General features: G+C 71.1%; 8 protein-coding genes. All 8 read right to left on the minus strand.

Translation table 11 applies throughout. The annotated features are described in order from the left end of the window. Positions 1–38: 38 nt before the first annotated feature. The 8 genes from ACIQ6Y_RS04370 to ACIQ6Y_RS04405 all read right to left on the minus strand — a co-directional run bounded on the left by ACIQ6Y_RS04370 (position 39) and on the right by ACIQ6Y_RS04405 (position 13150). Positions 39–1157, minus strand: coding sequence for a lytic polysaccharide monooxygenase (locus ACIQ6Y_RS04370; RefSeq protein WP_404032710.1), 1119 nt, complete (start codon positions 1155–1157; stop codon positions 39–41). Positions 1158–1220: 63 nt separating this feature from the next. Beyond that, the gene (locus tag ACIQ6Y_RS04375) at positions 1221–3443 is read right to left on the minus strand and encodes a glycoside hydrolase family 6 protein (RefSeq protein WP_404032712.1); all 2223 of its coding nucleotides are present in this window, start codon (positions 3441–3443) and stop codon (positions 1221–1223) included. A 100-nt stretch (positions 3444–3543) separates the two neighbouring features. Then, entirely contained in the window at positions 3544–5676 is a 2133-nt protein-coding gene (locus tag ACIQ6Y_RS04380) for a glycoside hydrolase family 3 N-terminal domain-containing protein (protein WP_404032715.1), read from the minus strand. Between the two features lie 251 nt (positions 5677–5927). Next, on the minus strand, positions 5928–7067 hold the full coding sequence (locus ACIQ6Y_RS04385) for a cellulose binding domain-containing protein (RefSeq protein WP_404032718.1): 1140 nt from the start codon (positions 7065–7067) through the stop codon (positions 5928–5930). A 282-nt stretch (positions 7068–7349) separates the two neighbouring features. Next, on the minus strand, positions 7350–9719 hold the full coding sequence (locus tag ACIQ6Y_RS04390) for a glycoside hydrolase family 9 protein (protein WP_404032721.1): 2370 nt from the start codon (positions 9717–9719) through the stop codon (positions 7350–7352). Between the two features lie 183 nt (positions 9720–9902). Beyond that, positions 9903–10364 (minus strand): ester cyclase, encoded by a 462-nt coding sequence (locus tag ACIQ6Y_RS04395; RefSeq protein WP_404032723.1) that lies wholly within the window; start codon positions 10362–10364, stop codon positions 9903–9905. Between the two features lie 84 nt (positions 10365–10448). Continuing rightward, a complete protein-coding gene (locus ACIQ6Y_RS04400) occupies positions 10449–11474 on the minus strand; it encodes a LacI family DNA-binding transcriptional regulator (protein ID WP_404032725.1) in 1026 nt (341 codons plus the stop codon). A gap of 65 nt (positions 11475–11539) precedes the next feature. Next, complete coding sequence (locus ACIQ6Y_RS04405; protein WP_404033695.1) at positions 11540–13150, minus strand: AMP-binding protein; 1611 nt, start codon at positions 13148–13150, stop codon at positions 11540–11542. Between the last annotated feature and the right edge of the window lie 72 nt (positions 13151–13222).

Raw genomic sequence — 13222 nt, forward strand, 5'->3', positions numbered from 1 at the left:
GCGAAGGAGCGGGAGCCGGCGCCGGTCGACGAGCGGTGTTACGGGGTGACGCAGCCGATCGAGCCGACCGGGACGTTGTTGCCGGTCGAGGTGGCGGTGAACCCGAAGGTGACACTGCCGTCCGGCGCGATGGTGCGGTTGTAGTCGACGTTCCTGACCGTGACCGTGCCGTCGGTGCCGGTGCTGAGCGAACCGTTCCAGACGCTGCTGATCCGGGTGCCGGTGCCCGGCTGCCAGCGCACCGCCCAGCCGTCGCGCGGTGCCGTGCCGTGGTTCATGACCTCGACCGAACCCTGGAAGCCGCCGTTCCAGGCGTTCGTCACCGAGTAGACGGCCATGCACCCGGTGTGCGGGTCCGTGGGAGTCGGCGTCGGGGTCGGGGTGGGCGTCGGAGTCGGGGTCGGCGTGGGCGTGGGCGTGGGGGTCGGCGTGCCGCCCGAGCCGCGGATGCCGGTCACCTCGCCGTTGCCGCCGTCGAAGGCGATGTCGGAGCAGGAGAAGAAGTTCTCCTGGCTGTCCGAGCGCACCCACTGGATGAACAGCACGGCGTCACCCGAGCGGCCCGAGGGCAGCCGCAGGTCCCAGTAGTAGTGGCCGGAGTCCGTGCCCGGCGACCCCGACTGGGGCGGGTTGGTGACCGTCTGGATCAGCTCCAGGTCGCCCCAGCCCAGCGGCTGCGTGGGCGAGTAGCCGGGCCTGGACACATACACCCGGAAGTCGCCCGGGTGCGCGGCCCAGTTGCTGTACCGCACCCGCATCGTCGCCCCGGACGTCAGATGCGTACGGGGCCAGTCGGCGCGGGCCGCGTTGTAGCCGGTGAAGTTGTAGGGCGAGCGGTCGCCCGCGCTGCACAGCTTGCCGTCCGGTACGTACCCGGCACCGCGGCCGCCCGCGTTGGAGTCGAGCACGGCGAACCAGTTGTACAGCGAGGTCGCGCCGCTCTCGGCGAGGGCCGCCTTGCACGCCGGGTTGGTCGGGTCGAGGGCGCCGTTGCTGGTCTTGGCGTCCAGATAGCAGAGGTACGTCCGCGATCCGGGCATCATCGCCACACCGTGGGCCTCGGCGCTGCCCTGGCCGATCAGGGCCAGGCCCAGCCCGCTGAGCAGGGTGGCCAGCACCGCCAGTAAGGACAGTGATCGTCGCTTGGGTCGAGCCATGAGTCTCTCTCCTGTGGGGTCGGGGTCCTTCTCCTTCGGGGTCCTTCTCCTTCGGGTTCCGTCTCAGGCGGGCGGCGCGCCCCAGGCGAGCTCGGCGCCGCGGTAGGCGGGGATGCGCGGGGCGTCGGCGTACGCGGTGGCCGTCGTACGGCTGTAGTCGCCGGTCTCGTCGAACGCGGACCAGTCGGACTTGCTCATCCGCAGCTGGAGGTCGCCGGTGTCCCGGCCGGCGGCGAGGGTGCCGCCCGTGAAGCCGACCTCCAGATAGGCGTCGGCGCCCGCGACCGGTGTGCTCAGCGGGACCACCCGCAGCCTGACGTTGCCGCAGCCGGCGGCCGCCCAGTCGCACCAGGCGCTGACGGAGGCCGAGCCGCCGTCCCGGGTGAAGTAGTAGCGGGCCGTGACCTGGCCGAGGTCCAGCGCGGCGCTGCCGGTGTTGACGATCCGCAGCGTCGGCCGGATGGAGTTGTCCGTGGCGGAGGTGTCGTTGTTCCTGTAGGTCACCTTCAGACCGCCGACCGGGTCGGGGGTGCCGCCGCCCGCCTCGGTGGTCACGCTCAGCGCGGTCGAGGCCGGGGAGAGGTTCCCGGCGGCGTCACGGGCGCGCACGGTGTAGGCGTACGCGGTGGCGGCGCTCAGCCCGGTGTCGGTGTAGGTGGTCCCGGTGACGGGCGCGGCCGTGACGCGGGTGCCGTCGCGGTAGACGTCGTAGCCGGTCACGCCCACGTTGTCGGTGGCGGCCGTCCAGGACAGGGAGATGCTGCTCGCGGTCCTCGCGGTGGCGGTCAGGCCGGTCGGCGTGGTCGGGGCGGTGGTGTCACCGGGGTCGCCCGGGCCGCCGCCGTCGACGGGCACGGGCGGGTAGGCGTTGCGCACCAGCATCGCGAACTGGTCGTGGAACCAGTGTCCGGCCAGCGGGGCGCCCGCCAGCGCGCCGGTCTTGTTGCCTCCCGCGTTGGGCGCCGAGTACGTCGGGTCGCACATGCGGTCCAGGCGCTTGCCCTCGTCGTTCGGGATCTCCTCACTCGCCCCGTCCGACTCCCCCGGCGGCTTCACCCACAAAAACGCGTCGAGGTGCGAGTCGGGATAGCCGGAGGGCGCGGACTGCGGGGGCTGTCCGATGCCGGCGCCGCTGACGTTGCACCACAGACCGCGGTGGGTACGGCGGTCCGTCTTGGACTCGGTGACATAGGTGTCCAGGGCGGTGCTGGTGCTCTCGGCGGCCGGCCGGGCGGAGCCGCCCCAGCCATTGCGGGAGGTGTCGACCACCATGCCCGTCGAGGCGGGCCAGCCCGCCGTGACCAGCGCCCGGTGCACGTTCTTGGTGAAGTCCGACTCGTCGAAGTTGGGGTTCCACTCGTAGAACTTCGCCGACTTGAGCATGGTGCCGCCGACCGTCCTGTTCGGGTCGGGCAGGAACGGCTCCTCCAGCGGCGTGTAGTTGGCGACGTTGGTGACCAGTCCGTCGACGCTGCTCAGCCCTGCGCGGGTGCCCTTGGCGACGTCCGTGTACAACTGCACCGTCTGGGAGAGGTTGTTGTCCCAGCCGAGCCAGCCCGAATGGGCGAAGTCCAGGTAGGTGTAGACGTTCGGGACGGCGTGCAGCTGGTCCAGGGCGTACCGGATGGCCTGGACGTAGATGCCGCTGCTCTTGGCCTGGGCGCACTCCGGGTCGGAGGTGTTGGTCACCAGGTTGGGCAGGCTGTCCGGCTCGATGACGGTCGTGATGCGGATGTCCTGGTACTTGGGGTCCTTCAGAACGGCCGCGATCGCGTCGATGTACTCGGTCTTGTAGCGCTGCAACCCCGCTTCGCTGAGCGGGAGTTCGCCGTTGGAGGCGAGCGCGGCGCAATCGCGGCCCGGCAGGTCGTACACCACGAACGTGGCGGTGATCGGCTGCCCGGGCTTCTTCTGCGCCAGCGCCAGATCGAGGTGGTCGGCGAGGCTCTTGCGTCCGTCGTTGACCGTCCCGCCGTGGATGGCGGCGATCCGGTCGAGCCAGACGGCCGTCGGATAGCTCTTGACCGTCTCCATCCGCGCCCGGAGCGTGGCGTCGGAGGTCTGGGCGACGGAGGTCTGGACGCGCTCGGCGTAGTCGGGGTTGACGTACGCGGTGGCTCCGGCGAACGGGTTGTCGACATGGGCCTCGGCGGCGGACGCCCGCGGCGCGGTCAGCTGCGCCGCCGCCCCCAGCAACAGGGTGGTCAGCGCGGTGGCCAGCGCCGCCGACCGCCTGCCGTGCGGCCGGGGCGGGCGGGCGCCCGCGCGTCTGGTCCGGTCGGACATGTGCTCTCCTCGGATACGGGGGTGCGGGATGCGGGTGCCGGTGGTGGGGGCACCCGCGACGACAACCGGGGGACGAGCGTGGGTCGTGCGTGGGGGTCTTTCAGGCCGGGGTGCAGCGCGGGGCGGGGGTGCCCGCGGTACCGCTCGCGGTGTAGCCGAACGAGGTGGCGGCGGAGGCGGCCAGGGAGCCGTTGGAGGCGGTGTTGCGGACGGTGACATGGCCGTCGGTGACGGTGTGGGTGCCGTTCCATAGGCTGGTGACGGACGTGCCGCCCAGGTCCCAGTCCACGCTCCAGCCGGTGATCGGGCCGGTCCCGGTGTTCTTGACGGTGACCTCGGCCTGGTGGCCGCCCGGCCAGGAGTTGACCAGCTTGTACGTGGCCGTGCAGGCCTTCGCGGGCGAGGGATCGGGATCGGGGTCCGGGACCGGGTCGCTGTCATAGGTCAGGCCGTACCCGTACCGGAAGAGCGGTGTCTTGCCGTCGCCGTCGTTGACCGGCTGCTGGGAGGCGTCGCGCATCCAGGTCATGGGCAGCCTGCCGAACGGGGAGAAGTCGCCGAACAGCACGTCGGCCACTCCGGCGCCCTCGGTGCCCGGCAGCCAGGCTGCCAGCAGGGCCTTCCAGTCGGGCAGTTGGGCGGCGATGTCCAGCGGCCGGCCGGAGACCAGCACCACCACGACGGGCACGCCGCTCGCCTTCAGCCGGGCCAGGGTCTGCAGGTCCTCCTGGTCCAACCCCATGCTGCCGGGGCGGTCGCCGCGCATCTCGGCGTACGGGGTCTCCCCGACGACGGCCACGGCCGCGCCGTAGCTGCCGTCGATGCCGTTGCCGTAGCGGTCGTACGTGACCCGGGAGGGGTCGGCGACGGCGGCGCGGATGCCCTGCAGGACGGTGGTGCCCTCGGTGACGGCGCCGCTGCGGCCCTGCCAGCCGACGGTCCAGCCGCCGCTCTGGTTGCCGATGTCGTCGGCGGACTTGCCCGCGACGAACAGCTTGCCGTTCTTCGGCAGCGGCAGGATGCCGCCGTCGTTCTTCAGCAGCACCTGCGAGGCCCGCACCGCCTGCCGGGCGAGGGTGCGGTGGGCGGCCGATCCGACCGTGGCGGTGTACGAGCGGTCGGTCAAGGGCCGCTCGAACAGGCCGAGTTGGAACTTCTTGGTGAGGATGCGCCGGTTGGCGTCGTCGATCCGGGCGAGCGGGACCCGGCCCGCGGAGACCTCGCCGCGCAGCAGCGTGAGGAACTTCTTGTAGTCGTGCGGAACCATCACCATGTCGACGCCCGCGTTGACGGCCGTCGCGATCTCGGCGCCGGTGAAGCCGGTCTGCCCGTCGAGCTGGTCGACGGCGGCCCAGTCGGACACGACGAACCCGGTGAAGCCCAGCTCACCCTTGAGCATGTCGGTGACCAGGTACCTGTTGGCGTGCGAGCGCACTCCGTTCCAACTGCTGTACGACAGCATCACCGAGCCCACGCCTCGCCGTATCGCCTCCTTGAAGGGCGGCAGGTGGACCGCGCGCAGCTCGGCCTCGGAGATCTCGGTGTTGCCCTGGTCGACGCCGCCGGTGGTGCCGCCGTCGCCGAGGTAGTGCTTGGCGGTGGTGAGCACGGAGGCCGGGTCGGCGCCCAGGGTGTCGCCCTGCATGCCGGTGATGAACGAGGTCATGGCGCTGGGCAGTTCGGGGGTCTCGCCGAACGACTCGTAGGTGCGGCCCCAGCGGTCGTTGCGGGCCACGCACAGACAGGGCGCGAACGACCAGTCGATGCCGGTGCCCGCCACCTCCTCGGCGACCGCCCGCCCCACGCGCTGCACCAGGGCGGGGTCGCGTGTGGCGCCGAGGCCGATGTTGTGCGGGAAGAGGGTGGCGCCGCGCACCGCGTTGTGTCCGTGCACCGCGTCGATGCCGTAGATCATCGGGATGCCGAGCGGGGTGGCCAGGGCGGTGCGCTGGAGCGCGTCGTAGGTGTCGGCCCAGGTCTGGGCGTTGTTGGGGCTGACGGTGGAGTCGCCGCCGGAGAGCACCGAGCCGATGCGGTAGGCGGCGAGGTCGGACTGCGGGACCAGCGCGTCCTTCTCGACCTGGGTCATCTGGCCGAGCTTGTCGTCGAGCGTCATCCGGCCCAGCAGGTCCTCGACCCGCTGCGGCACCGGCAACGCCGGGTCCTGGTACGGCAGTACGGCGGCGGAAACCGCGGCGGGCGCGGGCGGCGCGGCCGCGGTCAGCCCCGTCACGGCGAGGGCCCCGGCGCACAGGGCGGCGAGGAGCGCGGGACGGCGTACGGAACGCGAAGGCCGGGAGGAGCAGGAGGAAGGGGAAGAGGGGGAAGGGAGAAGGAGAGCGGGGCGCGAGCTCATGGCGGGCCTTTCCGGGTGCGGGCCGGAGGGGCGGGGCACGTGCGGGCCGAAGGTGCGGGGCTGGAACGCTCCGGGGTCCGCCCTGGTCGGCGCAGGGCGGAGCCCGGAGCGGGTCGGTGTGCCGCCGGTCAGACGACCGAGCAGGCGGTGCCGTTCAGCGTGAAGGCGCTCGGCTCGGCGAAGGTGCCGCTGTAGGTGCCCTGGAAGCCGAAGCTCTGGGTGCCGCCGGCCGGGATGCGCGCGTTGTAGGCGACGGGGGCCGCGGTGACAGCGCCCGACGAACCGGTCAGGGTCGCGTTCCAGGAGCTGGTGATCCGCTGCCCGGACGGCAGGGTGAAGCCGAGGCGCCAGCCGTCGACCGGCGCCGAACCGGTGTTCTTCACCGTCAGGTTGGCGGTGAAGCCGCCCTGCCAGACATTGGTGTCGTACGCCACCTGGCAGGCGCCCGCCGGGTCGCCGGGGTCGCCCGGGCCACCGGGGTCGGTGCCGCCGGTGTTCACGGTCGAGGAGAAGGAGTTCACCGCGAGCCCGGCACCGTTCTGCCACGGCTCGAACCCGGCCTGAACACTCGTCAGATACCAGTTGTTCTGGGCCATTCCACGGGCGACGGTCGCGTCGACGAAGTCCATGACGTCGAAGCTCCAGCTCGCGAGCGCCGACGGGGCGACGAAGGAGATCACGTCGTTGGAGCCGTTGTTGCCGGTCCACACCTCCCAGGTGCGGCCGCCGACGGTGGCGGTGGCGACCCGCGAGCCGACCGGCTGGATCGAGCCGACCCGGTTGAACCAGATCATGATCTCGGTCCGGTTGACGCCGTCGGTACGGGGCGTCGGGTCCAGCCAGATGTCGTACGCAGCGTCGTAGACGGCGCCCGAGACGTAGCCGTAGGAGATGCTGCTGGGCGCGCTGGAGATGGTGCTCAGCTGGGCGGGGAGGTTGGTCCCGGGCGAACAGTTCGTGTAGTGGCAGCCGTTGAAGAGCGACGGGTAGGACTTGGGGGCCCCGTTGGTCGGCACCGAGCCGTCGGCCTGGGTGACCCGGAAGCCGGTGTCGGTGGCGGTGACGCACTGGGGGGCGCTGGTGCCCCAGCGGTTGTTCTGGACTACGTAGCGGCCCTGGATCACGGTCGATCCGTACTGCTCGCAGATCAGCGTGTCGGCCTGGGCCGGGGCGCCGGCGGTGACCAGCGCGGCGACGGTGGCGAGGGCGGTGAGCAGCGCGCCGAACAGGGCGCGCACGGTGCGGAGGCGGTGCGGTGACGATCGCATGCGGGGGCCTCTCTGGCGGGGTTCGACAGGGCCGTGCTGCGGAGGGCGGGTGTGCGGAGCAATGCGGGAGCGCTCCCATCTCCCCACTGATGGGAGCGCTCCCATCCCACCGGTTTCGGTGGCGACTGTAGGAGTCGCCCCATGCCCCTGACAACCCTGCGCGCGTGATTGCGTCGAACGGATTTCGAAGTCGCAGGTCAGTCGGGGTGATCGGGAGGGCTCCTCAACTGGTCCCGCATACAGGGATGTTGGGAGCGCTCCCGAATGGGGGCGTTCCGCGGTTCAGCCGGTGCAGGCGCGGCCGTTCAGAGTGAAGCCCGCCGGGGTCCCGGCCGGGGTGCCGCTCGCCTGGAGGCCGAAGGTCGCCGTGGCGCCCGCCGGGAGGGCCGCGTTGTAGCCCGCGTCGGAGGCCGTGACCTCGGCTCCGGACTGGGTGACGGTGGCGTTCCAGGCGTTGGTGACCTTCTCGGCGCCCTTGAAGGAGAAGGCGAGCCGCCACCCGTTCACGGCCGACGTCCCGGTGTTGCGGACCCGGACCTCGGCGGTGAACCCGCCGTTCCATGAGGACCCGACGGTGTAGGTGACCGCGCAGCCGTCGGCAGGGGTGGGGGTGGGAGTCGGCGTGGGGGTAGGCGTGGGTGTGGGCGTGGGCGTGGGCGTGGGTGTCGGCGTCGGGTCCGGGGTCGGGGTGCTGCCGTCGGGCAGGGCGCCCCACTGCCGATCCGCACCCTCCAGCAGGACGATGTTCGGGGCGTCCACCGGGGTGCTGCCCGGGGTGGTGGCGATGCGCTGGTACGACCAGTCGTCGCCCGGGTTCCAGGCGCCGGCCGAACTGATCCGGAACTGCACCTCCTTGCGGTACGCGGACTGTCCGGCCGGGGCGATGTCGGTGGCCGAGCAGTCGACGGTGACGTAGTAGACGTCCCCCGCGTGACGCGTCGGGCCGGAGACCGGGCCGCACTGGTTGTAATTGGTACTGACGCTGATCTGCTGGGGCTGGACGCCGGGTTCGAGCGTGAAGTAGTAGCGCAGGGAGCTGTCGGTGAGCGTACGGGCGGGCCAGGCCGACTTGTTGATCACGTAGGCCTTGATCTCGGTGAAGTTGGTGCCGGAGGCGTTCACCGAGGCCTGCACGGACATCTCGGGTCCGTCGGGTGTCTCCGCGCGCGGGAAGTCGGCCTGGGGTGCTCCGCCGTACTCGGCGTACAGGCGGGCGAGGGCGCCGGTGAAGGCCGCGTTGTAGTCGGTGGCGACCTCGTTGTTGACGTAGTTCTGGCGGTCGTCGGTGTAGGCGTCGTCGGCCGCGCTCGGGCCGCCGACGAGGGCGCCGTAGAGGGTGTGCCGGCTGTCGGCGGGGCTGGTGATCTGGTCGGTCCAGGAGCCGTGGGCCGTGCGGTGGTGAGGCTTGGTCGGCGGGTTGCTGCCGAAGCCGACGACATAGCTGGACCTGCGGGGGTTGTCGCCGAGCGCGTAGTCGATCTGGCGGACGGCGAAGTCGTGGTAGCGGGCCTTGCGGGTGGGGTCGCCGGTCAGCCAGTCCGCGTACACGAGCGCGGCGAAGGCGGTGTTGGCGGCGTAGCGCAGGGAGCCCCAGCTGTCGAGGACGGCCTGGCCGCCGGGCGAGTAGCGGACCCGGGCGCCGTTCACGCCGACGGTCCACCAGTCGAGCCAGCGGTTGGCGTCGTCGATGTACTTCTGCTTCCCGGTGAGCTGGGCGAGCAGGACGTAGGAGCCGTAGGAGGTGTCGTCCCAGGACAGGGTCCAGCGGTAGGAGCGGGTGGTGGACTGGGGCTCGGTGGAGAGGTTGTCGTAGTAGCTCTCCGCCTTGGTGAGGTAGGCCGGGTCGCCGGTGGCCTTGTACAGCCAGATCGCGCCCCACACCAGCTCGTCGCGGTAGCCGCTCCAGGAGTTGTAGTAGCCCTGGGCGTCGCTGATGCAGTCGCTGTACTTGCCGCGGTAGGTGTCGGCGAAGGAGTACAGCTGCTTGGCGTGGGTGAGGAGCTTGTCGGCGTAGGCGGCGTCGCTGTCGGCGAACACCATGGAGGAGGCGGCCATCGCCGCGGCGGTCTGGCCGGCCAGGTCCGAGCCGGGGCAGGAGGCGTCGATCTTGTAGGCGGGGCGCTCCATCGGCATCACCTCGGCGGGGCCCCACCAGGCGTGGTCCTTGCCGCCGTTGCCGACCTGCCCGTACAGCACGTTGGGGGCGGGATGGGCCTTGACGAAGTAGTCGTTGACGAACCTGAGGTTGTTCTTCAGGTGCGTCCACTGTCCGGCGCTGGTGTACGCGGCGCGTTCCTCCAGGCCGCCCCAGGCCAGCACGGACGCCGAATACGCCATCGGCAGGCCGAACTTGACGTGGTCACCGGCGTCGTACCAGCCGCCGGTGAGGTCGAGGCCGGCGTCCTTGCCGTCGTTCAGCGCGGAGTCGCCGCGCCAGCCGGCCCGGTTCCATTCCGGGAGCTTCCCGGACTGCTGGGCCTCGTAGAAGAAGAGGGATTTCTGCAGGGCTTCGCCGTAGGCGAAGGCGGGCGCCGCGGCGGACTGTCCCGCCGAGGCGAGCGGCAGCAGCAGCCCCGCGGTGAGGGTCGCCGCGAGGACGGCGGGCCCCGACCGGGGCCGTCGTCTGAGGAGGTTGAGAAGGTGCGGGCGCAACGGATCGTCCTTTCCGTACAGGTGTGTTGTGCGGGGAGGAGGGATCGGTTCATGCCGTGCGGGAGCGCTCCCGGATTGAAACGTGGGAGCGCTCCCATACGCGGCCATGAAGCCAGCAGCGGCCCACGGTGTCAAGAGAAAGGGAGGGCCCCCTGGGGACACGCGTCCCAGGGGGCCCGGAGTTCAGGCTGAGGCCGGAGACGGGGACGGGTCCGGGACCATGCCCAGCTGGCGGAGTTGGGTGAGGACGTCGACGACGCCCCAGATCTCGGCGATGCGGGCGTCCTCGGTGAAGCGGACGACGAAGATCTCGCTGTACTCGACCTTCCTGCCGGTCGGCGGGGCGCCCCGGTACTCGCCCAGGTGTGTGCCGGTGACCGTGTTGCGGAAGACCAGTTTGTCGTCCTCGGCGATCACGTCCTCGATGGTCACCCGCACATCCGGGAACGCCCGCAGCAGCACGGCCCACACCTGCTTGAGCGCCTGCGCGCCGGTCATGCCCACCGGCACGGGCGCGTGGAACGCGACGTCCGGGGCGACGACTTCGTCGACGGTCCTGGCGATGACCTCCAGGTCGCCGCCGTTCACGGCGTCGTGGAAGCGCGCGAACGTCGCCTTGTTGGTCTCCACCTGGTTCGCCGGCATGGGTTCCTCCTCGGGATCGGCCTTCCGAACGGCCACACCCTTGAGACGTCACGGCCCGCCGTTCTGTGACATCGGGGCGTGGGCTCAGGCCGAGTCGCGCAGCACCAGCCGGGTCCGCAGGATGACGTGCCGCCAGGCGACCTCCGGCTGCTCCATCTCCTCGAGCAGCAGGCGCACCATCGTCCGGCCGATCTCCTCCAGGGGCTGGCGGACGGTGGTCAGGCGGGGCTCGGTGTGCTCGGCGAGCAGGAAGTCGTCGAAGCCGATGACGGCGACGTCGTCGGGGACGCGGCGGCCCGAGGCGTGCAGGACGGCCAGCGCTCCGGCGGCCATGGTGTCCGAGGCGGCGAAGACGGCGTCCACCTGCGGGTGGCGCTCCAGGACTTCGGTCATCGCCCGGCGGCCGCTCGCCTCGGTGAAGTCGCCCTCGACGACCCAGGAGTCCTCGTCGGGCATCCCGGCGTCGGCGAGGGCCTGCCGGTAGCCGCGCAGCCGGCACTGGGCGACGTACATGTCGAGCGGTCCGGCGATGGCCGCGATCGACCGCCGGCCGCCGCGCAGCAGATGGCCGACGGCCTCTCGGGCGCCGCCCACGTTGTCGGCGTCGACGTAGGTGATCTGCTCGTCGCCGGAGCGGCGGCCCATCAGCACGGTGGGAATGCCGGCGTCGGCGAGATGGTCCGGGAGGCGGTCCTCCGCGCGGACGGACATCAGCAGGACGCCGTCGACCCGGCCGCCGCGTGCGTACTCGACGAACTGCTGCCGCTCGGCGTCCGTGCGGACCAGCGTGAGCAGCAGTTGCACGGAGGTGTCGGTCAGGGCGTCGCCGACGGAGCGTACGGTCTCGGAGAAGAACGGCTCGCCGAACTGCCGCCAGTCCCGCTCCGTGATCACCAGCGCCACGGCGTCCGCCCGCCGCCCGGCCAGCGAACGCGCCGCCAGGTTGGGCACATAGCCGAGCTCGGCGATGGCCTGCTGCACTGCGCGCCGCGTCGAGTCCTTGACGCCCGCCTCGTTGTTGACGACACGGGACACCGTGCCTCGCCCGACACCGGCGAGGGCGGCCACTTCCTCCAGCGTGGGTGTCGTACCGGGCCGTTGTCTGACCATGTTCACCCCCCAAGGGCGTCCGATCTTACGGGCCTTGGCCCCGCGTGATCGAACGCCCCGGGCGTTTATCGGACGCCGTAGCGCTCCCGTAGTTCGACCTTGCGTACCTTTCCGGACACCGTCATCGGGAAGGTGTCGAGGATCTGGAGGCGGCTGGGGATCTTGTAGTGGGCCAGCCGGCCTTCGCAGAAGGTGCGTAGTTCGTCCAGCGTGAGGGGGTCCGCCGGGTCCCGGGGGATGACGCAGGCCAGGACCTCCTCGCCGTAGCGCTCGTGGGGTACGCCCACGACCTGGACGTCGGCGATCTTGGGATGGGCGTAGAGGAACTCCTCGATCTCGCGCGGGTAGATGTTCTCGCCGCCGCGGATGATCATGTCCTTGATGCGGCCGACGATCTCGAGGTAGCCGTCCTCGCGCATCACCGCGAGGTCGCCGGTGTGCATCCAGCGGCCGGCGTCCACGGCCTCGGCGGTCTTGTCGGGCTGCTCCCAGTAGCCGAGCATCACGCTGTAGCCGCGGGTGCACAACTCCCCTGCCGTACCCCGGGGTTGGGTCACGCCCGTCGCCGGGTCGACGACCTTCACCTCGATGTGCGGCAGGACGCGGCCGACCGTGCCCGTGCGGTGTTCCAGGTCGTCGTCGCGCCGGGTCTGGGTGGAGACGGGCGAGGTCTCGGTCATGCCGTAGCAGATGGACACCTCGGCCATGTTCATCTCGGCGACCACGCGCTTCATCACCTCCACCGGGCAGGGCGAGCCCGCCATGATCCCGGTGCGCAGGGAAGACAGGTCGTACGAGGCGAAGTCGGGGAGGTTCAGCTCCGCGATGAACATGGTCGGGACGCCGTACAGGGACGTGCAGCGCTCCTGCTCGACCGCGCGCAGGGTGGCGGCCGGCTCGAAGGAGGGGGCGGGGATGACAATGCAGGCGCCGTGGGAGGTGGCGGCCAGATTGCCCATCACCATGCCGAAACAGTGGTAGAAGGGCACCGGCACGCAGACCCGGTCCTGCTCGGTGTAGGCGATCGACTCGCCCACGAAGTAGCCGTTGTTGAGGATGTTGTGGTGGGAGAGGGTGGCGCCCTTGGGGAAGCCGGTCGTGCCGGACGTGTACTGGATGTTGATGGGGTCGTCGCAGGACAGCTCCGGGAACGGCGCCGGGGTGGCGCGCGTGAGCAGTTCGTCCCAGCTCGGGTCGCCGATGAAGACCGTCTCCCGCAACTGCGGGCAGTTGGAGCGCACTTGGCCAACCATCGCGCGATAGTCGCTCGTCTTGTGGCTGAGGGACGCGAAGAGCAGCGAGATGCCCGCCTGCTTCAGGACGTACTCGACCTCGTGGGTGCGGTAGGCCGGGTTGATGTTCACCATGATCGCGCCGATGCGGGCGGTGGCGTACTGGACGAGGACCCACTCGGGGCAGTTGACGGCCCAGATCCCCACCCGGTCGCCCTTGGTGACACCGCTCGCGAGGAGGGCGCACGCCAGCTCGTCGACGTCGGCGGCGAATCGGGCGTAGGTCCAGCGGCGGCCCGAGGGCACGTCGACGAGTGCCTCCCGGTCGGGCCAGGCGGCGACCGCCCGGTCGAGGTTGGCGCCGATGGTGTCGCCGAGCAGCGGGGTGTCGCCGACGCCGTGTGCGTACGAGATCACCGGGGTCGCTGAAGTCGACGGGGTCACCGGGTTTGCCGAGGTCGCCGAGGTTGCCGGGTTCGACGGGGTCGCCGGGGTCGACGGGGTCGCCGGGGTCGA

It is taken from the genome of Streptomyces sp. NPDC096205 (assembly GCF_044763135.1).
Classification (GTDB): Bacteria; Actinomycetota; Actinomycetes; order Streptomycetales; family Streptomycetaceae; genus Streptomyces.